Origin of the sequence: Pseudarthrobacter sp. C4D7 (assembly GCF_013359725.1) — a bacterium.
GTDB lineage: Bacteria > Actinomycetota > Actinomycetes > Actinomycetales > Micrococcaceae > Arthrobacter.
The window spans coordinates 1-21,639 of record NZ_JABFMW010000042.1; the positions used below are offsets into that span (position 1 = coordinate 1).

General features: G+C 67.9%; 17 protein-coding genes, 3 tRNA genes and 1 pseudogene. 7 read left to right on the forward strand and 14 right to left on the reverse strand.

The features are described 5' to 3' along the window. The 4 genes and pseudogenes from HNO81_RS18880 to HNO81_RS18895 form a co-directional block, all read right to left on the reverse strand. A pseudogene (locus HNO81_RS18880) lies at positions 1 to 203 on the reverse strand (glycoside hydrolase family 68 protein); the annotation flags it as partial. A 471-nt stretch (positions 204 to 674) separates the two neighbouring features. Continuing rightward, positions 675 to 750 (reverse strand) — tRNA-Phe (locus tag HNO81_RS18885). Between the two features lie 48 nt (positions 751 to 798). After that, positions 799 to 872, reverse strand: a tRNA-Asp gene (locus HNO81_RS18890). 91 nt (positions 873 to 963) lie between these two features. Beyond that, a tRNA-Glu gene (locus HNO81_RS18895) sits at positions 964 to 1,036 on the reverse strand. Between the two features lie 163 nt (positions 1,037 to 1,199). Between HNO81_RS18895 and HNO81_RS18900 the strand changes: the two genes are divergently transcribed. Beyond that, positions 1,200 to 2,216 (forward strand): PHP domain-containing protein, encoded by a 1,017-nt coding sequence (locus tag HNO81_RS18900; protein WP_175319637.1) that lies wholly within the window; start codon positions 1,200 to 1,202, stop codon positions 2,214 to 2,216. 36 nt (positions 2,217 to 2,252) lie between these two features. Here HNO81_RS18900 and HNO81_RS18905 read toward each other — a convergent pair whose 3' ends face one another. Further along, the gene (locus HNO81_RS18905) at positions 2,253 to 2,936 is read right to left on the reverse strand and encodes a thioredoxin domain-containing protein (protein WP_175319638.1); all 684 of its coding nucleotides are present in this window, start codon (positions 2,934 to 2,936) and stop codon (positions 2,253 to 2,255) included. A gap of 79 nt (positions 2,937 to 3,015) precedes the next feature. Here HNO81_RS18905 and HNO81_RS18910 point away from each other — a divergent pair, with 79 nt between their 5' ends. From HNO81_RS18910 to HNO81_RS18920, 3 genes are all read left to right on the forward strand, one after another. After that, positions 3,016 to 3,993: a DMT family transporter gene (locus HNO81_RS18910; protein WP_175319639.1), complete on the forward strand. Its 978-nt coding sequence runs from the start codon at positions 3,016 to 3,018 to the stop codon at positions 3,991 to 3,993. 10 nt (positions 3,994 to 4,003) lie between these two features. Next, entirely contained in the window at positions 4,004 to 4,432 is a 429-nt protein-coding gene (locus tag HNO81_RS18915) for a metallopeptidase family protein (protein WP_175319640.1), read from the forward strand. Positions 4,433 to 4,634: 202 nt separating this feature from the next. After that, positions 4,635 to 6,158, forward strand: coding sequence for a C40 family peptidase (locus tag HNO81_RS18920; RefSeq protein WP_175319641.1), 1,524 nt, complete (start codon positions 4,635 to 4,637; stop codon positions 6,156 to 6,158). A gap of 47 nt (positions 6,159 to 6,205) precedes the next feature. Here the strand turns inward: HNO81_RS18920 and HNO81_RS18925 are convergent, their stop codons facing one another. From HNO81_RS18925 to HNO81_RS18945, 5 genes are read right to left on the reverse strand one after another with little or no spacing between them, the layout of a single operon-like run. Then, the gene (locus HNO81_RS18925) at positions 6,206 to 7,078 is read right to left on the reverse strand and encodes an ABC transporter permease (protein WP_175319642.1); all 873 of its coding nucleotides are present in this window, start codon (positions 7,076 to 7,078) and stop codon (positions 6,206 to 6,208) included. Continuing rightward, positions 7,068 to 8,132, reverse strand: a complete 1,065-nt coding sequence (locus HNO81_RS18930; RefSeq protein ID WP_371818316.1) for an ABC transporter ATP-binding protein — start codon at positions 8,130 to 8,132, stop codon at positions 7,068 to 7,070. Before HNO81_RS18930 ends, HNO81_RS18925 begins: the two co-directional genes overlap by 11 nt. A gap of 46 nt (positions 8,133 to 8,178) precedes the next feature. Continuing rightward, positions 8,179 to 9,378, reverse strand: coding sequence for a hypothetical protein (locus HNO81_RS18935; RefSeq protein ID WP_175319659.1), 1,200 nt, complete (start codon positions 9,376 to 9,378; stop codon positions 8,179 to 8,181). Positions 9,379 to 9,429: 51 nt separating this feature from the next. Then, a complete protein-coding gene (locus HNO81_RS18940) occupies positions 9,430 to 12,267 on the reverse strand; it encodes a PEP/pyruvate-binding domain-containing protein (protein WP_175319644.1) in 2,838 nt (945 codons plus the stop codon). Between the two features lie 39 nt (positions 12,268 to 12,306). Further along, complete coding sequence (locus tag HNO81_RS18945) at positions 12,307 to 13,347, reverse strand: universal stress protein (RefSeq protein ID WP_175319645.1); 1,041 nt, start codon at positions 13,345 to 13,347, stop codon at positions 12,307 to 12,309. Positions 13,348 to 13,771: 424 nt separating this feature from the next. Here HNO81_RS18945 and HNO81_RS18950 point away from each other — a divergent pair, with 424 nt between their 5' ends. Next, positions 13,772 to 14,407, forward strand: a complete 636-nt coding sequence (locus HNO81_RS18950) for an NAD(P)-binding protein (protein WP_175319660.1) — start codon at positions 13,772 to 13,774, stop codon at positions 14,405 to 14,407. 55 nt (positions 14,408 to 14,462) lie between these two features. On the opposite strand, the gene HNO81_RS18955 is transcribed toward HNO81_RS18950, so the two are convergent. Further along, the gene (locus tag HNO81_RS18955) at positions 14,463 to 15,116 is read right to left on the reverse strand and encodes a copper resistance CopC family protein (RefSeq protein ID WP_175319646.1); all 654 of its coding nucleotides are present in this window, start codon (positions 15,114 to 15,116) and stop codon (positions 14,463 to 14,465) included. Positions 15,117 to 15,227: 111 nt separating this feature from the next. On the opposite strand from HNO81_RS18955, the gene HNO81_RS18960 reads away from it, so the two are divergent. Continuing rightward, complete coding sequence (locus HNO81_RS18960; RefSeq protein ID WP_175319647.1) at positions 15,228 to 16,667, forward strand: NCS2 family permease; 1,440 nt, start codon at positions 15,228 to 15,230, stop codon at positions 16,665 to 16,667. Between the two features lie 69 nt (positions 16,668 to 16,736). Here HNO81_RS18960 and HNO81_RS18965 read toward each other — a convergent pair whose 3' ends face one another. After that, a complete protein-coding gene (locus tag HNO81_RS18965; RefSeq protein ID WP_175319648.1) occupies positions 16,737 to 18,041 on the reverse strand; it encodes a sodium:proton antiporter in 1,305 nt (434 codons plus the stop codon). Between the two features lie 197 nt (positions 18,042 to 18,238). Between HNO81_RS18965 and hutG the strand changes: the two genes are divergently transcribed. Next, positions 18,239 to 19,192 carry a formimidoylglutamase gene (hutG, locus tag HNO81_RS18970; RefSeq protein ID WP_175319649.1) on the forward strand — a complete coding sequence of 318 codons (954 nt, stop codon included), beginning with the start codon at positions 18,239 to 18,241 and terminating at the stop codon, positions 19,190 to 19,192. Between the two features lie 34 nt (positions 19,193 to 19,226). On the opposite strand, the gene HNO81_RS18975 is transcribed toward hutG, so the two are convergent. Together HNO81_RS18975 and HNO81_RS18980 are read right to left on the reverse strand one after the other, a co-directional pair. Further along, positions 19,227 to 19,892, reverse strand: coding sequence for a response regulator (locus HNO81_RS18975; RefSeq protein ID WP_175319650.1), 666 nt, complete (start codon positions 19,890 to 19,892; stop codon positions 19,227 to 19,229). Beyond that, on the reverse strand, positions 19,889 to 21,469 hold the full coding sequence (locus HNO81_RS18980) for a sensor histidine kinase (RefSeq protein WP_175319661.1): 1,581 nt from the start codon (positions 21,467 to 21,469) through the stop codon (positions 19,889 to 19,891). Before HNO81_RS18980 ends, HNO81_RS18975 begins: the two co-directional genes overlap by 4 nt. Between the last annotated feature and the right edge of the window lie 170 nt (positions 21,470 to 21,639).

Below are 21,639 nucleotides of genomic sequence, written 5' to 3' on the forward strand. Positions count from 1 at the left end.
GGGACGATGGCTTGCTGGGTTTGTGGCGTGGGCGGGGGGAAGCCGGGGGTGGGGGCCGGCAGCTGCTGGACGGCAGGCGGATCGGAGGGTTCGTTGGCCTGCGCCGCAGGAACGGCCAGGAAAGCCGAGGCGGCAAGGGTTGCCGCCAGCGCTGCGGCGCCGGTGCGCCAGCGCTTCAGCCGGGGTTGGGGGTGCTTGTGCATTTCTTGCTCTTCTCGCGGAGTTGTAACTTTCGTGGAAGACGGGGGTGAACCCGTGCCCCGAAACCAGCCGCGGCCACGGCAACACCTGTGGCGTCATCCGGGACGCCGTTGTGTTGCGGGGAATCAGGCCTGGGTGGGGCCTGCAGGGCCGGTGGAAAGCATGCTGTCCTCTCCGGCCGCGCTCAACCGTATGCGGGGTGACGGGAGCAGTTCAAACCCTGTTTCGGAGGCCGGAACCAGTTACCGGCCAGTAGAGTGCAAGCGCTTACGCAAGCCATTGCGCGCGCGTGCCATACGCCGTCGGCAGGGGTCAAATGTTTCGTTGGAGGCCGCAAATTTTTTGTTGCTGCTGCCTGCGGTATTACGTGCACCACAGGGCCGCCCGGGCCAGGCCCAGACCGGAAGCCTGGAAATCCGGTGCCAGGGTTAAAAGCAGAAAAGCACCAGTTCCGAAGAACTGATGCTTCCCAGTGGTGGCTCCGACCGGCGTCGATCCGGTGACCTTTCGATTTTCAGTCGAACGCTCTACCAACTGAGCTACAGAGCCTAGGTGACTAGTCACCATGACAGCCGGAATTTCTTCCAACAATCAGAGCGACCCTGACGGGACTTGAACCCGCGACCTCCGCCGTGACAGGGCGGCGCGCTAACCAACTGCGCTACAGGGCCTTGCGTTTCTTGCTTTCACAGTATCTCTACCGCTTTTTTCAAGGCTTCCAGCCTACCAGACATTTTCAGTCTGTTTGACCAGTTCCTTGCGTACCCCCAACGGGATTCGAACCCGTGCCGCCGCCGTGAAAGGGCGGTGTCCTAGGCCGCTAGACGATGGGGGCCAGAACCCGTTCGGAACAAAATAAAAGGCGTCAAGCGTGGCTTTCCGTCTTTGTCCTCTGTGTTTCTCCGAACTGGACTCTAAAACTATAGGGGCTAACCCGGAATATTCCAAAATCGGCGAAATCCCCGCCGTTTGGCCGCCCTGCAGGTGAAGATGGAGGGATGGATGCCGTCGATGCGCTCAACGAGATCGCTTTCTGGCTGGAGCGCGGACGCGCGGCCACGTTCAAGGTCCAGGCCTTCCGCAAGGCGGCCGCAGCCATCACCGCCCTGGACGCCGGGGAAGTGGCGGCACGCGCCCGGACCGGCCGGCTTAAATCCATGAAGGGAATCGGCGACCGGACCTTCGAAGTGATCCGGCAGGCAGTGGACGGACAGGTCCCCGACTACTTGGCAGACCTTCGCGGGAAGGGCGCAGAGCCACTGGCTTCGGGCGGCGAAGAAATCCGGGCCGCGCTTCGCGGCGACCTCCACAGCCACAGTGAATGGTCCGACGGCGGCTCCCCCATTGAGCTGATGGTGGCGGCCGCTGAGGTGCTGGGCAGGGAGTACCTTGCCCTGACGGACCACTCCCCCAACCTCACCATCGCCAACGGTTTGTCCGCGGAGCGCCTGCGGGAGCAGCTGGACGTGGTGGCAGGCATCAACAGCAACGGCGGAGGCACCCGCCTGCTGACCGGGATCGAAGTGGATATCCTGGAATCCGGCGTGCTGGACCAGGAACCGGAACTGTTGGACCGCCTGGACATCGTGGTGGCCAGCGTCCACTCGAAACTCCGGGCAGACCGGAAGACCATGACCGCCCGGATGCTGGGAGGTATCCGGGATCCACAGACCAACGTCCTGGGCCACTGCACGGGACGGCTGGTGGAGGGCTCGCGCGGGACGCGTCCGCCGTCGGAATTCGACGCCGGGGAAGTCTTCGCAGCGTGCGCCGAACACAACGTTGCCGTGGAAATCAATTCCCGCCCGGAACGGCAGGACCCGCCGGACGCCCTCATCCAACTGGCGCTGGAAGCTGGGTGTCTGTTCTCGATTGACAGCGATGCCCACGCCCCCGGGCAGCTGGATTTCCTGCAGTACGGCGCCGAACGGGCAGCCCGGAACCACGTTCCGGCCGATCGGATCATCACTACCTGGCCGGTGGACAAGCTGCTCGCCTGGGCCGGCAAGGAGTAGGGCGCCGCCCGGGCGCTTCAGCGGGGCTGCACGCCGCTACTTGACGGCGTCTGCCAGCTTCTGGCGGAAGTCCGCCTTGGTGGAGAGCGCCAGTTTCTCGCCGTTGAGGAAGAAGGTTGGCGTGCCGCTGACTCCGAGGGCGTTGCCGTCTGCGATGTCGGCCAGGATGCGCTCCTCTGTGTCCTGGTTGGCCACCACCGCATCGAACTTCGCCAGGTCCAGGCCCAGCTGCCCGGCATAGGTGCGGAACAGCGGCGCCTGGGACTGCTGGCTGCCGGCCCACTGGGGTTGGGTCTCGAACAGCTTGGCGGCCATCGGCTGGTACTGCCCCTGCTGCGCTGCCGCTTCCACGGCCAGGGCAGCCTGGCCGGAGTTGGGGTGGGCGGACAGCGGGAAGTACCTGTTGACGAACGTGATCCTGTCCCCGAACTCCGCTTTGAGCTTCTCCACGAAAGGGTGGACTGCAGCGCAGGACGGGCACTCGAAGTCCAGGAACTCCACCAACTGGGCCTTCTCCTCGGCGGGGGTGGTCAGGCGGTGGCTGTCAGCGCGCACGAGTTGTTCAGCGCCGGCGGCCGGAGGCGCCGCCTGCTCCGGCTTCGTGGCGGTGAAAACGGCGTACCAGGCAACACCGCCCACGACGACGACAGCCAGTGCGATCCAGATGATTTTCCGGACAAGGCGCGGGGTGTCACGGGCGGGAGCCGAAGGAGAGGACATGGTCCGCATCCTAGCCCGACGGCACCGATGTGGCCGATTCCCGCCAGTGTGGTTCCTGCGGCCGCCGTACATTTGACTCATGCCTTCCACCAGCCCCGCCGGCCAGCCCCTGGCTTCCCCCGCTGCAGCACCCCCGCCCGTGAAGGCTCTTGGCGTGGCGGCCATGGTGGTTACCGTGGTGCTGTGGGCGTCCGCCTTCGTCGGCATCCGCGCCATCGGCCCGCACTTCGCCCCCGGCTCCCTGACGCTGGGCAGGCTGGCGGTCGCCGCCGTCGTCCTCGCTTTCCTGGTGGTGCCGCAACTGCTCAGGAGCCGGGTGCTGCCCACGGGACGCGAATGGCTGCCCATCCTCGCCTATGGGGTGATGTGGTTCGGCGGCTACAACATTGCCCTGAACGCCGCCGAGCACATCCTTGACGCCGGCACCAGCGCCCTGCTGATCAACGTCAACCCCATCCTGGTGGCTATCATGGCCGGCCTCTTCCTCAAAGAGGGCTTTCCCCGCTGGCTGCTGATCGGCAGCACCGTGGCGTTCGCGGGGGTTGCGTTGATCGCCCTGGGTTCCGGGCAGCCGCGCAGCCCCGGAGAAGGTTCAACGGCGGACCTGGCGGGCGTGGCGCTTTGCCTCCTCGCGGCGGTGCTCGCCGCCGTCAGCGTCATCATCCAGAAGCCGGTGGTGCGGAAGTTCCCGGCGGCGCAGGCAACATGGTTCGGCATCGTCGTGGGCGCGGTGTGCTGCCTGCCGTTCGCGGGGCAGCTGGCGTCCGAAGTCCAGGCCGCCCCTCCGGAGGCCACCTGGGCGCTGGTGTACCTGGGCGTGTTTCCCACTGCCATCGCCTTCACCACCTGGGCGTACGCGCTCTCGCTGGTGGACGCCGGGAAGCTGGCTGCCACCACCTACCTGGTACCCGGGACCACAGTGCTCATCTCCTGGCTGCTGCTCGGGGAGATCCCCACAGCCTGGGGGCTGGTGGGCGGGCTGGTCTGCCTGGTGGGAGTGGGGCTGACCAGGCGCAGGACGCGGGCCCGGCGCACCCGGCAGCGTCCCGGGCGTTAGAGTCGGATTTATGCCAGCAAGCCTTCCGCCGGGACTGCCCATCGTTCCCGACGGCCCGCACGAACCCTCAGGGTTCACCATGTCTCCCGACGAGTTCGAGGTGGCCGTCCAGGATGCCCTGGACAGCATCCCGGACCGCCTGGCGCGGGCCATGGACAATGTGGCGGTGTTCATCGACGACGATTACGTGCCGGGGCCGGGGGAAGACCCGGACACTGTGCTGCTGGGGCTGTACGAAGGGGTCCCCCTGACTGAACGTGATTCCTGGTGGGACGCCGGCTCCCTCCCCGACCGGATCACCATCTTCCGTGAACCCATCCTGGAGATCTGCAGTTCCCGGGACGAGGTAATCCACGAAGTTGCCGTCACGGTGGTCCACGAAATCGCCCACCATTTCGGTATTTCCGACGACCGGCTGCATGAGCTGGGCTGGGGCTAGCATCAAGCCGCCTGACCCCGACACACCCCGATAAATTCCCTGCGTAATGACACGCTTGTGGTTTATGTTATTGATGTGACTGCTGTTGCCAATGTGCAACCCATCACGTAGCCTCGGACTGCTGGCGAGCAGTTGAGGGCGCACGGTCGCGTGCCGTATCGGGAACCTCACTCCCAGCCCTACCCTTGCGAGGTCTCTGCAGATGGCTTTACCCGGATCCGGCCGCAGGACGGCCGTGCTGTGCGCCGCCGTCGTACTTTTTGCATCCGTGGCAACACCCGCACTCGCGGTACCGGCACCCTCAGCGCCCATGGCCGTTGCGGCGTCGCCGGACATCCCCTCCGCGGACGACATTGCCGCAGCGAAAGCCAGCGAAGCCGCAACAGCGGACCAGGTCAGCGCGATCGAGCGCATCCTGGCGGACGCGTCCTCCGCCCAACAGGCAGCGTTCGCCGTGGCCATGCAGGCCAACAACACCTACAGCGAAGCGATCGTAGAACTGCAGCAGAGGACGGAAGCCGCCTCAGTCGCCACCGCCAAAGCCTCATCCGCCCGTGACCAACAGGACAAAACCCGGAAGCAGGTGGGGCAACTTGCCGGCGATCTTTACCGCAACGGCGGCCTGAACCCCACCCTCGGAAGCCTGGCAAGCGGCAGTGACAGCCTGCAGCAGGCCGCCACGCTTGAGGCCCTCTCCGCCGGCCGCAGCCGGGCGTTCCAGGCTGCGGATGCTGCGGCCACCGCCTACCGTTCCCTGACCGCAGCCGCGGAGGACGCCACCAAGGCCGCTGACGATGCCGCGAAAACTGCCGAGCAACGGAAATCCCAGGCGGAACAGGCCAACGCCGCGCAGGCCAAAGCCGTCGCGGACGCCAAAGCACAGCGAACCGTCCTGGTGGACCAGCTGGCCCAGCTCCGCAATACGACGGTGGCGCTCGAATCGGCCAGGGTGGATGCCCTTGACCGGCAACGGGAAGAGGCACGCCTTGCCGCACTGTCCGCGGCGGCAGACAAAGCCGCCCGGGAGAACGCAGCGCAGGACCAGGCGGCCCGGGACCAGGCGGCGGGCCGGAACAATGCCGGCCAAAGCAGTGCAGGACAGAACGGTGCGGGACAGAACGGTGCAGGGGAGAACGGCGGACAGCCCGCCGCTCCTGCAGCGCCGGCTCCTGCAGCCCCCGCTCCTGCCGCACCAGTAGCTGCAGCACCGCCCGCTGCGCCGGCTCCGGCTCCGGCGGTACCTGCCCCGGCTGCACCAGCCTCCGCTCCGGCGCCTGTTGCCCCGGCCCCGGCTCCGGCTGCTCCCGCCCCGGCACCCGTTCCAAGCCCGGCCCCGGCCCCGCCCACCGGCGCGGGTACGTACGAAGCAGCCATTTCCGTTGCGTTGGGCAAGGTGGGCGCTCCCTACTTCTACCAGTGGGGCGGCACGGGGGTGTACGGCTTTGACTGCTCGGGCCTGGTGCAGAATGCCTTCGCAGCCGCCGGTACCTACTTGCCGCGTACAGCTTCACAGCAGTACGCCGCGGCTCCGGTCCATGTGCCCATCTCGCAGGCCCGCCGGGGAGACCTGCTGGTCTGGGGTTCCGCGCCAAACTTCTACCATGTGGCCATCTACCTCGGGAACGGGCAAGTCGTTCAAGCCCTGAACCCGCAGGAGGGCATTACCGTTTCCACCATCAGCTCGATGGTGGGCATGGACCTGTACCCGTACGCCGCCCGGTACTGACCAACCGCCAGGCTGGCGGCAGCACCTGAAGCGTCCCGTCGCCGTCGTCAGCTCAGGATGTCCTTGGTGACGAACCGGCCGTACGCGAGCGCCCCAAAGACTGCCACGTAGCCGGCCTGGAGCAGCGCATTGTCCAGGAAGGAATCCCACACCACGGGCTGGCGCAGCATGTCGCCAAAACCCAGCCAGTAATGGCTGAAGAGCCACGGATGCAGCCACTCCAGCTGCGGAAGCTGGTCCAGGACCTGCGAAACCACCGAGACCACCACGGTGGCGGCCATGGCCCCGACGGGAACCACCGTCATGGTGGACAGGAACAGCCCAATTGCCGAAAGCCCGGCAAGCGAGACGGCCAGGTAGGCGGCGATAAGCACTATCCGGAGGACAGCCTCCCCAGGCTGGACAACCCCGCCGGAGAGGAGGGTGACCGGCCCTACCGGGAACAGCGCTGCACCGATGGCGGCCCCTGCGAGGCCAACGGCGAGCGGGGCCGCGATGCAGAAGGCCAGCGCGCCCGCGTACTTGACCAGCAGGAGCCGGACCCGTCCGGCCGGCGCCACCAGCAGGTACCTGAGGGTCCCCAGGTTGGCCTCCCCGGCGATCGTGTCCCCCGCCACCACCCCCACGGCGAGCGGCATGAACAGCGGGACGGAGACCAAAATGGCGGTGAACGCCACGAACAGCCCGTTCTGCGTGATCCGGTCCAGGAACGCGGGCCCCCGCCCCGGTGGGACCGCCGAGGAAACCTTCACGGCCACGGCAATGAGTACGGGAATTGCGGCGAGCGCCAGCAGCAGGGCCCAGGTCCGCCGGCGCCCAAACAGGACCCTGAGCTCCGAAACCAGGAGGGACAGTCCGCGACTGCGGGGAGGGGACGCCTTGGCCGTGGCGGGTCGTTCGGCAGGAACGCTACTGGGCAACGTCGAATCCTTCCCCGGTCAGGGCAACAAAGCGGTCTTCAAGGCTTTCACGTTCGACGGCGAAGCCCCGGACCCGGACGCCGGCCTGGACCAGGCGCGCCACGACCTCCTCCGGAAGCACCGCCGTCTGCCCGTCCCCCGGACCCAGCGCCGCCACGATCGTCTCCCCGTCCGGCTGGGCCCGCAGTGTCTCCTGCCGGACGGAGACGCCCGCAGTCCCGGGAGCAGGTTCCGCGCCCAGGCCGCCATCCACGCCACGCCCGGGTGCCAGGCCCAGCCCGGCCAGGACCTGCCGCGCGGCGCCGCCGTCGGGTGTCACCAGCCGCAAACGCGTGCTTCCCGACTGCCGCAGCTGGGCCAGGGGTCCCTGCGCCACGAGTTTCCCCGCGCTCATCACGGCAGCGTGGGTGCACATCTGGTCCACCTCGGCCAGCAGGTGGCTGGACACGAATACCGTGGTGCCCTGCTGCGCCAGCGATCGCACCAGGTTGCGCACTTCGCGGGTCCCCTGCGGATCCAGCCCGTTGGTAGGTTCATCCAGGACCAGCAGGTCCCGGGGCGAGAGCAAAGCGTTGGCGATGCCCAGCCGCTGCTTCATCCCCAGCGAATAGGCATGGACGCGTTTCCCAGCGGCGTGTTCCAGGCCCACACGCTCCAGTGCCTGCTGCACCCGGGCCTTGCGGGAGGCAGGCACGGTATGCGGGCTGGCGGAGTCCAGCCTGTGAAGGTTGGCGGCGCCGGACAGGAATGGGTAGAACGCGGGGCCTTCCACCAGGGCGCCCACGCGCGGCAGCACGTCGTGGAGTTTGCGCGGCATTTCCTCCCCCAGCAGGGTTACGGTGCCCGCGGACGCGGCAGCGAGCCCCAGCAGCATACGGATGGTGGTGGTCTTGCCGGAGCCATTGGGGCCGAGGAAACCGAACACCGTCCCGTGCGGGACGGCCAGGTCCACGCGGTCCACCGCGGCCTGGCGGCCAAAGTGCTTGCTGAGTCCCCGGGTCTCGATCGCCAGGCCGGCAGCCACCGGCGCCGTACCCGGCAGGCCCGCGGCCACCCGCCCGGCTCCCGACCGGCTGCCACTCCCCCGCCCGTCCAAATGCTTACCGGGCCGCTGCTGCTGCGGCCTGCAGCCTCTCCGGCGGCACCATTCCCGCGAAGATCCGGCCGTCGTCGGTGACCAGGACATTGAGCAGTGCCGTGGAGAGCAGGCGGCCGCCGGGAACGGCGACGGTGGCCTGGGACAGCAGCGGGTCCTGCAGCATTGATTCAGCGGCTGCAGCTGATCCCCGCGACGTGCCTACGACGGTCTCCCAGCCGGTACCGGTGACGTCGGTATTTTCCCTGGCATCGCCGGGGTCGCCCGGGCCATGGGCATTGGCGGGGTCGTGGTCCTTGGCGGGATCACCGGCCGTAGCGGGATGACCAGGCTTGTCCGGTACCGGTAGTTCCTTGACGGTGCTGCCCGGCGGCGGGGTGAAGGCGAAGACGGACGGGTTCGGCGCGTCCAGCGAGAAGCTGGTGAACCCGGAGGAGAACGCCGGCGTATCGGCGCCCCGGGCGGTCACCCGGACTGACAGCGGCATCCCGGTGGCACCGTCGACGGCGATGGCCACCTTACCTACCAGCGTTGCGTCCGTGCGGGGCTCGATCAGCAGGTTGTAGGCGGTGCGCCCTGCAACAGAAACGTCAGGGCCCACGGTAACGGCAGTGGTGGGGCCCACCTTGGACAGGAATTGTTGGGCCAGTTCAGCGGGAGTGTGCATGCCGTGCGCCCCCTGCGGGTTGGTCGGCAGCGCGGGGTCCGGGGCGTGGGCCGGATCCTGCGTGTGTGCCGGCAGGGACAGGTGTGCGGCCGTGTTGTCCTTTGACGAATACAGCCAAACGTCCTTTCCGTGGCGGACCATGTCGCGTTCGGCCAATTGGTCCATCACCTGCACGCGGGCATTGTCCTCGCCGTCCAGGTAGATGCGTGCGGTGTGCTTGCCGGACAGCAGTTCCATCACCGACGCCACGCTGCCCGCGGACGCAGGTCCGGGTGCGGATCCGGACGGCTTCCCGGCAGCAGGCAATTCCGGCAGCCCCAGTTCAGCGGACTGTTCCACCGTCCCCGAGAACGTACGCACCTGGTGGCCGGCCGCCAGTACCAGGACTTCGGCGGGCGTCTTGGCCGGCAGCGGATTGCTGGCACCGGCCGGCAGAGACCCGATCAGGGCACCGGAGGCAATGGCCACCGGCGCCGCGACGGCGGGCAGCCACCGCAGCCACATCCTGCGCCTCGTGCTGTTTCGTTGCACCTGCATGTGGTGGAAAGGTCCGCTGGAATCCAGCCTGTTGGAGCCCATGGATCAAGACTACGCCTGTGCAGGTGGGTCCGTGCCGTTGGGAAGGAGTCCGTTCTGCGATGCTTCCGGGAGGTTCGGCACGACGGTCCCCGCACCGCCGTCGACCGTTATTTTTTGGCCTGTGCTGATCAGGCCGGTGGCGTCGGGTACGCCGACAACGGCGGGAATACCGTACTCCCGGGCTACGACGGCGCCGTGTGAATTGGGTCCGCCCATCTCCATCACCAGTCCTCCTGCCGTGAGGAACAGTGGCGTCCAGCCGGGATCCGTGGACGGGGCAACCAGGATCTCACCCGGCTCCAGGCGCGCCCCCACGGGGTCCAGGATGACACGTGCCGCGGCGGTCACCATTCCGGCCGAAGCCGGACTGCCGGCCAGGGTTCCGTTCGCCGCGCTTCCGACGGCGGTCCGCGCTGCCTCGGGTTCGGTGCCGTCCGAGAGCAGCACCCGGGGTATGTGCCGGCGCTTGAGCTCCCGGGCGTAGTCCTGGCGCCGTACCGCCACGAGTGCCTTCAGGTCCGGGGCAGGGGCAGGATTTCCCGCGCTTGTTCCGGTCAAGGCCTGGCGGACCTCAGCGAAGTCGAGGAAGAACACGTCGTCCCGCCGTTCCAGCGCCCCCGCCTGCGCCAGTTCGGTTCCCACCAGGAGCAGCTGCCGGCGGACCTCGCCCAGGCCAAGCACCAGCTGGTATTTGGGCTGCTCCCGCAGGCCCGCGAACATGCGTGCCCGCCGGAGTGCTGCCCGCACCAGCCGTCCCCGGATACTGCTGCGGGCAGCGGCGCGGGCCGTGAGCCGGTCAACCTGCGTTTCTGCGTCCTCGGCGGCTTTGCTGAACTGGGCGTCCGGGGCCACGGCGGGGTCGTCCAGCCGCAGGTAGTTGGCGAGGATGCCCAGGATATGGTCCGGTTCTTCCGACCACCGCGGCAGGCCGACGTCGATCTCCCCCACGGCCCGGTGGCCGTACCTGCCCAAGAACCTGGCCAGGCCCGCGTCCAGGCGCGCCGGCAGCCGGCCGGCGCGGAAGGCGGCAGCGAGGGCAGCGGGATCACCGGCCATCAGTGCGGTGCGTGATTCGGCGTCTTCCTGGATGCCCTGCGCCAGGTGCCACAATTCCAGGTCCATTTCCGTGGTGACGTTGTTGGGCAGGCCACGGATGACCGGCTGCAGCCCATCCCATGCGTCCCCGCCCAGGAGCTTCCCGGCAACGCCCAGCATCGCGAAGCCAAGGGCGGGGAGCGGAAGGACCGCCGGAACAATCTGGAACAGGCGTGAGCCCGCCAGGGACTCGGCATGGTCAAGGCGTGCCAGGGAGGTGGCCGAGTCGTCCGGAGCCAGGGATGCCTCGAATTCCTGGACAAAGCGGTCCAGCCTTCGGAACGCCGCATGGGGCCAGAGCAAGGCGCGAAGGAAGGTAGCGGGGACCCCGGCACGGAGCGCCGCGGGCCCGATGTGCCGCAGCAGCGTGAACGGCGTCCTGGTGGTCACCGAGAAAGCGGGGTCCGCGAACAGCTGTCGCATGACGGTTGCCGTCCGTGCCTCCATGATGTCGAAGACCCGGGGAACAAGGCGGCGTCCAACGGCGCTGCGGATGGGGGTGGTGAAGTCGACGTAGATCCGCTGGCCCGCTTCAGCGTAGGGGGACGGCCCTTCCCGGGGATCGCGAACGGGGAAGCCGCCGGCCGAGGCCACGGACGAAGCGATGAGGCGGATAACGGCCAGGCCCATGGGAGTCAGCGGCCGTGTCAGTCCCTGTGCCAGGCTGAAGCAGAGGTACGCCCTGGTCCCGCGCACGGGGGACGCGCCGGACGGCACCCTTCCGGCGGCACCGTTGCTTGTCGGGACCGGATAAAGGGTGGTGATGGGCCTGGACTGGGTGAGCCACAACCTGCCTGCGCCGTCCAGCGCCCATTCAATGTCCTGCGGAGCGCCGAAATGTTCCTGCGCCTGCAACCCCAGCCGCAGCAGGCCACCCACTTGGCTGTCCGAAAGGCAGGTGGTGCCGCGGCCGCCCTGCATCTGGCGCCTTTCGGTTCCGCCGCCGGGAACCGGCCGGATCTCCACGCCCCTGCCACCGGGCCTGCGTTCCAACACCCTGCCGCTTAGGGCGTCCACCACGAAATGGTCCGGATTGACGGCGCCGGAAACCACGGCCTCGCCGAGGCCTGGGCTGGCATCGATCACCACCTGCCGGCGGCTGCCGGTGAGCGGGTTGGCAGTGAACATCACTCCCGCGGCCTGGGCGTCCACCATCCGCTGGACCACCACTGCAAGCGCCACGGCGGCGGGGTCGATCCCGAGGCCGGCGCGGTACGCGGTGGCACGGTCCGTCCACAGCGACGCCCAGCACCGCCGCACGGCGTCCAGGACCGCGGGCACTCCCACAACGTTCAGGTAGGTGTCCTGCTGGCCGGCGAAGCTGGCGAAGGGCAGGTCTTCTGCGGTGGCCGAGGACCTGACGGCCACCGGGACGTCAGGACCCAGCGCCGTGTAGGCCTGCTCCACGGCCCGGGCTACGGCTGCTGGAAGCGGAGCCGCAAGGATCGCTGTCCGTGCCGTTGCGGCCGGCTCCGCCACATTGGCCGGGTTCCCCACGGCGTCCGGCGGCATGGCCGCCAGGGTGGCGTAGACCCCCGCCAGGGCGGGAAGGAGGGCATCCGGGGCGCCTGTTGCCTTCCGGTACGCGGCCGTGGAGAGGCAAAAACCGTCCGGAACCGGCAACCCGGCGGACAACAGCTCCCCAAGGTTGGCTGCCTTGCCGCCCACCTGCGCCAGCATTCCTGCCCGGAGATGGTCCAGGCCGAGCACCAGCCCGCCGGAATGGCCCTCGGCTATGGTGTGCTGCCTCATGTCCGCGGTCACCCGCCGGCTGTCCGGGAAGCGCTCGGTTTAGGCGGCGTCGCCCAGGATGGGGCCGAACCGCCCGCGGTCTGCCAGGCGAGGGTCCTCCCGGTCCGGGACCACCATGACCGGGCCCTTGGCGTGATGGAGCACGCCATCCGAGGTTGAGCCCAGGAGCATTCCGGTGAAGCCGCCGCGGCCGCGGGTGCCCACCACCACCAGTTCGACGTGCCGGCTTTCCTCGACGAGCACGTCCACCGGTGAGCCATCCTTCAGCTCGTAGTCGGCCTGCAGGTGGGGGTAGTGGCTGCGGAGCCATGCCATGCCGGCGTCCAGGGTGACCCGGATGTCATCGAACAGTGCCTTCCGGTCCATGGGGGCCGGTACCCATGCCAGCGAGCCGCTGTACTGGGGAACGGCGCAGACCACGCGGAGGGATGCGCCAAGCCGTTCGGCCTGGTCTGCTGCTTCCAGGACGGCCACGCGGGCCTGCTCGGAGCCATCCACGCCAACCACCACCACGTTCTCCACCGGCCGGTGCCCGGCCCTGGCCTGCTCGGCCTTGACGCGCCGGTCCTCCGTGGATTCGCCGAGGCGGTCGGAGCAGAACAACGGGACGGTCACCGTGGGGCATTTAGCGTGGGCGGGCAGGGCACTGCTGACTGAACCCAGGAGCCGGCCCACAAACCCGCCGCGGCCGCGGGTGCCCACCACCAGCAGCTCGGCGGTTTCGGAAATTTCGAGGAGGACGCCGGCGGCGTCGCCGTTCTCCACGGAAGAACTGACGTCCACGTCATAGGCGGCCACTTTGTCCAGGGCCTGCCGGGCAATGGCCTCGGCGCCTTCGCGGATGACGGAATCGTCCACGGTGGCGTAGCCCCCGTCCAGGCCGGACGCGGCAAAGATCGGCACGGAATAGGCGGTGACGATATGGAGCGGACGACGGCGGCGCTGGGCTTCCCGTGCGGCCCACACCAAGGCGCACTGGCCATGGTCTGAGCCGTCAACGCCCACCACGATGCCGTGGGGAGCGGCGGCGCCACCCCCACCGTCCCGGGCCGGGTCCGGATGCAACTCTCGTGAGCCCATGGGGGCCGCCTCCTCGCGATACGCCTGATGTTGCGGCTATTCTGCCAGAAAACGGACCGCTCCCCGCGCACCCGGCCCAGCAGCGGCACCGGCAGGAAAAGGGCCGTTCCCAATTCCCACTATTCTCTGTCCCCTTTGGCTTAGCAAGCCTGCTCACGGGCTGGTTGGCGCCGTTATCCACAGGCTTTCAGCGGCACTTGGGAAAGCGCCTTCTCACAGCGAAGATGTTTTCCTCCGTGGGCTATCCAGAGCCGCTTTTGTTCTGTATTCTTCAGGACATTGTTGGTCCGGGACGCCAACTGCATTTTCCTGTCATGACGGTCCCGGCCATGCGCTGCGGCCGTGCTTGGGGGTAACGGGACGCTGTCCGGCAAGGGTGCCGGCGCCTGCCGAAGCTCCAAGGAGGAAAACTGTAGTGTCAACCATGCCGGGGACCGCCGGGACCGAACTGACCACCACTGTAGTCATTGGCACGGGCCTGTCCGGACTGGCCGTGGCCGCTGAGCTTCGCCGCCATGGAGTGGACTCCATCGTGGTGGACGGCCTGGACATCCTGGGCCAAGGCCAGCCCGCGAACACCACCTCCCTGCAACGCTGCGACGCGGCGGACAGCGCCAGCCTCCGCGAGCGGAACGAGATCCTGCGCCACTTGCGCAATTACGCCGCAAGCCACAGCGTGGATGTCCGGAACACCACCCGGGCGGTCCAGCTGACCATGCTCGAAGCACCGGACCAGGCTGCGCCGCAGTGGCAGGTGCACACTCCCACCGGCATCCTGGTGGCGGACAACATCGTGCTCACCCGGTGCGCCCACAGCCAGTTGCGGCGCATGCTCAGTGACTTCGGCATTGCCGTGGGCCGCAATGTCGCAGCCGCCATGCGGGCCATCGGCATCTACCTGGTGGGGGTGGGCGAACTCATCACTCCATCTCCCAAGGAAGTCCTGCGCCAGGCCAAGACCGTGGGCCAGGCAATCTCCGCCAAGGTCAATCCGGACGGGGCCACCCCGTCCACCGGAGCTTTCCCGGCAACGGGAAGCCTTGCCGTGCTGGGCTGCTGACTGCTGGCCCGGGAGACGCCGCCAGGCCGGAGGGGACAGTTCCTGCCGGCGGGTGCTACTCCCCGCTTCCGCTGCCTGGCTCCCCGCCATCCCCGGCGTCCCCATCACCAGTGAGCCGGCGGCGGGCCATGACGCCGAGCGCTACCAGCAGCCCCCCGGCGACCACCGCAAAAAGGACAATGCTCCACTGGAACGGCTCTCCCGCCCCGGCCGGCTCCGACGGCTCTTCCGTGACCCCTGGCTGTGCGGTACCCATCCTCGGGACCGCACCGGCCGCCGTCGGACTTCCCGCCGAAGGTGTCACCGCCGGGGCTGCGCCGGGTGCCGCAGAGGCCGCGGTGAAGGTGAACGTTCCCTCGATGGGATGCGAGTCCGACCCAACCACGCGCCACGCCACGGTGTACATTCCCGCGGGGTCGCCCACCCGCAGTTTCTGGGTGGCAACGTTGTCCACGATCTGAACGGAACCGTCAGCCCATTCGATTCCGCCCGCGTCCTTGACAGAGAAGGACGCCCCGATGCCCAGCGGTTTGCCGCTGAAGGTCACTGAAACCCCGGCCGGCGGCGCAGCAACCGCTGACCCCTGCGCCGGACTGGTCGACTCAGCGCCATCATGGGCGGCGGCGGGGCCAGCGAGGCCAAGAACGGCGGCTGCAATGATGAACACACCGAGCGTGAGGCTCAGCAACTGGCGGCGGACCGTGCGCATGGTGGGCTGCTCCTCGTGTTGGCTTCCTTACAGACTAGGCGAATTTGCCGGCCCACTCCCTGCCGCTCCTTATAGGATGCAGGTATCCCCACACACTTCCCCGGAGGACTAATGCTTAAGCAAGGCTCTGCCCTGGACCGGTATTTCAGGGTCACCGAGCGCGGTTCAAACCTTTCCCGCGAAATCCGCGGCGGGTTCGCCACGTTCTTCGCCATGAGCTACATCGTGGTATTGAACCCCCTGATCCTGTCCGGCCCAGACTCCAGCGGCACCACGCTGGGATTCACCGCGGTTGCTGCTGTGACCGCGCTGGTGGCAGGCATCCTCACCATCCTCATGGGGGCATGGGGACGGCATCCCTTCGCGCTGGCCACCGGCCTGGGCGTCAACGCCTTCGTGGCAGTCACCGTGGCCACCAATCCCGGACTCACCTGGCCGGACATGATGGGCCTGGTGGTCCTCTCCGGCATCACCATGCTGATCCTGGTCCTGACCGGCTTCCGGACCGCCGTGTTCAAGGCTGTTCCGGACGGACTCAAAACAGCCATCGTGGTGGGCATCGGCCTCTTCATCGCGCTGATCGGCCTGGTGAATGCCGGGTTTGTCCGGCGCATCCCGGACGTCGCAGGCACCACCGTGCCGGTGGGCCTGGGCTTTGAAGGCAAGCTCCTGGGCTGGCCCACCGCCGTGTTCGTGTTCGGCCTGATCCTGACCATCGCCCTGGTGGTGCGGAAGGTCAAGGGCGCCATCCTGATCGGCATCATCACCTCCACGGTGCTGGCCGTCATCCTCGAGATGACCCTCCACATCGGTCCCAGCTTCGACGGCAAAAACTTCAATCCGCAGGGCTGGTCCCTGGTGGCGCCCGCCTTCTCCGGCTGGGCCGCTCCGGACCTTTCCCTGATTGGCAAGGCCAACCCGTTCGGCGCGTTCGAGCACCTGGGCTTCGTTGCCGCCACCCTGCTGGCCTTCGTCATCCTGCTCAGCATCTTCTTCGACGCCATGGGCACCATGGTGGGCCTTGCCAACGAGGCCGGCACGGTGGATGAACACGGCAACATTCCCGACGTCGACCGCGTGCTCCAGGTGGACGCACTCGGTGCCATCATCGGCGGCGGCGCGTCCGTCTCGTCAAACCAGATCTACGTGGAAGCCGGTGCCGGCATCGGCGAAGGCGCCCGCACGGGCGTGGCCTCCATCGTCACCGGACTCCTGTTCCTGGTGGCCATGTTCTTCACGCCGTTGATCAACCTGGTGCCTTTTGAAGCCGTAGCCCCGGCACTGGTAGTGGTGGGCTTCATGATGGTCTCCCAGGTGGGCAAGATCGACTGGCAGGACTGGGGCATCGCCATTCCCGCGTTCCTCACCTTCACCCTGATGCCCTTCACCTACTCCATCGCCAACGGCCTGGGTGCCGGCTTCATCGCCTTCGTCCTGATCCGCACGGTCCAGGGCAGGGTCAAGGACATCCACCCGCTGATGTGGGCTGTGGCCGCGGCTTTCGCCCTGTTCTTCGCCATTGGCCCCATTGAGGCTGCCCTGGGGATGTAGCTTCCAAAAGTCATACAGAAGGGCCGGTGCGGCAGATGCCGCACCGGCCCTTTTTCGTTGCCTGTTGACCTATACCGGGGTGTTCGGAGCGAGCCCCTCGTCGCCGGAAACCTCGAGCGCCTTCTTCTCGCGGAGCCGGTCCAGCCGGTTCATCAGGGGCGAGGTCGTGGCGCCGTGGATCACGATGGACAGGGCCACCACCAGCCCGATGAAGGACCAGAGCCAGTGCGCCTGGTCCGCGAAATGGCCTTCGCCCAGCGCAAAGGAAAGGTAGTACACCGAACCGATCCCGCGGATGCCGAAGAAGGACAGGGCCACCCGTTCCCGCGGTCCGGTCTTGCCGCCCAGCAACCCCAGCCACCCTGCCAGCGGCCGCACCACCAGCAGGAACGCAAGGGCCACCAGCAGTTCCGGGAGCCCTACGCCGGCCAGCAGCCCGCGGGCTATGGCACCGCCGAGCAGGACCAGGATCACCACCGTCAGGAGCCGTTCCAGCTGCTCCACGTAGGAATGCAGCACCCGGTGGTAGCCGTGGGTACGTTCTGCGGCCCGGATGGTCACCGCGCAGACAAACACTGCGATGAACCCGTAGCCCGCCACCATCTGCGCGAGACCGTATGCCAGGAACGTGGCCGCCAGGGCCACGAACCCCTCAGAGTGGTTGGACAACCGCAGGCTGCCAGCCCGCGCCGAGAAGAACAGCCGGGCAAGGAGCTTCCCGGTCAGGAAACCCACCAGGAGGCCGACGGCCAGCCGCCACAGCACGTCCAGGCCGAACCACTCACCGAACCAGGCGGACGGGTTGGCCCCGGCCACGCTGATGGCGATGGCCAGGTAGACGAACGGGAACGCCAGGCCGTCGTTGAGCCCGGCCTCCGAGGTCAGGCCGAACCGGACCTCGTCCTCCTTGTCGGTGTGCTCTTCCTCGTCAGCAGGCTCACCGACCTGAACTTCGGAGGCCAGGACGGGGTCAGTGGGCGCCAGGCTTGCGGCCACCAGCAGCGCCGCACCGAGCCCCAGGCCCAGGAACCACATGCCCAGCAGGGTGAGCCCGATGATGCACAGCGGCATGGCGATGCCAAGGAGCCGCCAGGTGGTGGACCAGCGCTTGCGGCCAACGGGCCGGTCCAGCGCCAGCCCGGCACCCATCAGCGAGATGATGACGCAGACCTCGGCAAGGTGCATGACGAAGTCGCTGTGCTCCACCGGGTTGGGACTGGGCAGCGACGGAATCAGCGCGAACGCTGCCATTCCGGCGCCCAGAAAGACCATGGGCATGGACAGCGGCATGTTGCGGAGCAGTTTGGGCAGCACCGCAGCGACGAATACTGCCAGTCCGGCCGCGGCAAAGAGGATATCTGGGGCTTCAAACATGGAGCGGCTCTCCAGCCTGGAAATGTTGCGTGGATCCGGAGTTGCCAGGTGATGCCTGGGCCGGTGGGCTGCTCTCACCTTAACCCCTCCTTGGGCGTGGACCGTTTGGCCGCCCCGTGGCAACGGGTTCTTGGATTCCGGACAGGACGACGGCGGCGGCGCTGGTTTTCGGGCCCGGCATGCGGTGAGGTTGGGGTATGCAGCCCAAGCTTCCCGCCGTCGACCTCCCGCCCCAGCCCTGGACCGGCAGGTTCGACGGCGACGACCCCGCCCACCGCCGCTGGTGGCAGGCGGTCACCGCGCTCGGTGAGGTGCAGGGTGCCGCACCTGGCCCCAGGCCGGCTGCCCTGCTGGGATTTTCCAGCGACGAAGGAGTGCGCCGCAACAAGGGCCGTACGGGGGCAGCCGCCGCTCCGGCGGCGCTGCGGAAAGCACTTGGCCCACTGGCCTTCCACCTTGACCGCACCGTGGCTGACGCCGGTGACGTGGTGGTCTCAGGGGAAGACCTGGAGGCGGGCCAGGAACGGCTCGGCCGGGCACTGGCGGAACTGCTCGATGCCGGCCACCAGACCGTTGTCCTAGGCGGTGGCCACGAAACCGCCTTCGCCAGCTACCTGGGCGTCAGCAAATCAGCTGCAGTCCAGGGCGGGCAACGCCTCGGCGTCCTGAACCTCGATGCACATTTCGACCTTCGCGACGAGCCACAGGCCAGTTCCGGTACGCCGTTCCTGCAGATGGCGCGCGCGGAAGCGGACGCCGGACGCGAATTCCGGTACGCCGTCGCCGGCATCTCCGAACCGAGCAACACCCAGGTCCTGTTCGACACCGCAGAGAAGCTCGGTGTCCGATACCTCCTGGATGAGGACTGCGAAGCGGACCGGGTCCGCGGCTTCGTGGCGGAGTACCTCGCGGAGATCGACGTCCTCTACCTGACCATTGACCTGGACGTGCTGCCCGCCGCGGTGGCACCAGGCGTCAGCGCGCCAGCAGCCTACGGTGTGCCGCTGCCCATCATTTCCGCGGTGTGCCGGCAAGTGGCCCTGAGCGGGAAGCTGCTGCACGTGGACGTGGCGGAGCTGAATCCGGCGCTCGACATTGACGGCCGGACCGCCAGGACCGCCGCCCGGCTGATCAACACGCTGCTGCGCTGACGGCCCCTCCCTTCGGCTTCGGCGCTGGGGGAGGTCAGGCTTTCAGCACATACCGCCGTTCCGGCCGTCCCACCCCATACTTGAGCCGCACGTCCAGTGTTCCTTCATCATGCAGGTACTCGAGGTAGCGGCGGGCGCTGACTCTGGAGGTGCCCAGCTCCTCGGCCATCTCCGCCGCGGAGACGTCGCCGGCGGCTGCGTTGAGGGCCGCCTCCACCAGCTTCAGCGTCTCGATACTGCAGCCCTTGGGCAGCGGCCGCTCGACGCGGTCCAGGCCGAACACCCGGTTGACGTCCGACTGTTCGGCCACATCCTTGGACGCGTCCAGGCCCTGGTAGGCGTTGCGGTAGTGCTCCAGCCGCTCCTGGAGGTCCGTCTGGGAGAAGGGCTTGATCAGGTAGTGGACGATGCCCCCGCGCAGTGCCTTCCGGACTGTTTCAACTTCCCGGGCGGCACTGATGACCAGCACGTCCAGTTCCGGCGCAACGGCGCGCAGGCGCTGCATCAGGTCCAGGCCGTTGATGTCCGGCAAGTGGATGTCCAGCAGGACCAGGTCCGGCTGCAGGCGTTCTGTCTCGGCCACGGCCTGGGCGCCCGTGTGCGCCGCACCCACCACCCGGAAACCCGGGGTGCGCTGGATGAAGCCGGCGTGCACCTTGGCCACCATGAAGTCGTCATCGATGATCAGGACTTTGATCATGGCTGGGTACTCCCTCGTTTCAGCACGGCGGTAAAGACAGCCCCATTATCGTTGGCCACCACCAGGCTTCCGCCGGTCCGGCGGCACACCACCCGGGACAGCGCCAGGCCGAAGCCGCGGCTGCCGGCCGGGCCCGGTTCCTTGGTGGTGAACCCCTGGCGGAAGATGTTCCCGGAGGAGCCGTTGGGTATGCCCGGACCGTTGTCCCGCACCGTCACCACCACGTCTGCCCCGGCCTTGCCATCCACCCGCACCCTCACGGCTGCCTGCGGAAGCCCGGTGACGGCGTCGAACGCGTTGTCCACCAGGTTCCCCACCACGGTGGTGAGGTCGCGGGACAGCCCGTCATCGACGCTGTCCAGCACGGAGTCCTGGTCCAGCTGCAGTGCGGCACCACGTTCGGCGGCCAGGCTTGACTTGGCGATCAGCAGCGCGGCGAGCGCGGGGTCCTTGATCCGGGCGGTCACGTCGTCGTTGAGCCGGGTCCGGTCCACGGTGGCCCCGTTGACGAACTGGACCACGGAATCGTACTCGCCGATCTGGATCAGTCCGGAGATGACGTGGAGCTGGTTTGCGAACTCGTGCGCCTGGGCGCGAAGGGTGTCCGTGGTGGTGCGGGTGGTGCCGAGTTCATGCTCAAGCTCCGAGAGCTCCGTGCGGTCGCGCAGGGTGGTCACCGAACCGATCACCCGGCCGCGGGATTCGAACGGCACCCGGTTCATCACCACCAGCCGGTCCCCCACCAGCACCAGCTGGTCCGGGCCGGGCTGCTCGCGGGTGAGGACCTCCTTAAGGGCGGGTTCGACGGCGAGTCCCGCCACGCGCTTGCCAACACAGTCGGGTGGGAGGCCGAGCAGGGCACGCGCGCTGTGGTTGGCCACCGTGATCCGGTCGTGCAGGTCCAGCGCAACCACTCCTTCCTTGAGGCCGTGGAGCATGGCCTCGCGGTTTTCCACCAGGCTGGTGATTTCGCTGGGTTCCATGCCCAGGGTCTGCCGCTTGACGCGGCGCGACAGCAGGAAGGACCCGGCAATGCCCAGCACGCTCGCCACGCCCAGGTAGGTCAGGAGGTTGGGAACGGCATCGCCCAGCCGTTCCAGCACGGTGGGATAGCTGCGGCTGATGGAGGCGATCCCGATCATGCGCCCCGTGTCATCCAGGACCGGAACGTGGGCGGACAGGAGCGGGGCGGGGGTGCCGCCCACCACTCCCGTCCAGGCCCTGCCTTCCATTACCCTGCTGGTGCCGAGTTCCAGCGGTTCACCCAGCAGGCTGGGATCCGAGGACGCCACCACGGTCCGGTCGATTTTTGCCAGGGCCACCCTGGATGAGCCGGAGACGATGCGCACTGACTCTGCCACTGCCGGCAGCACGGCTCCGCCGCGCGCCTGGGACTCGGGGAGGAGCTCGCGGACCACGGGGTTTCCGCCCAGGGCTTCCGCTGCCGACAGGGCCCGCCGGCCTTCGATGCGTTCGAAGGCCGCAGCAGACTGGGCCAGCGAGATGGCTACAACGCCCACCAGGACGGCCAGGACAATGAGCAACTGCAGCAGAAGGTACTGCCCCGCGAGGGACATTCCTCGTCGTCGAGTCACAATGGTCTTCCTGGTGTTGCGGGCAGGGCAAGTGGTTGTCCGGCGCGTGTGGCAGGCCGCGGTGCGCGCAGAATATGGGGCGCAGGGCCTGGAGTGGTACCGGGAACTATATCCCAAAGCCCGCAGCAGGGCCGCTGTGGGGATTCGGAAAC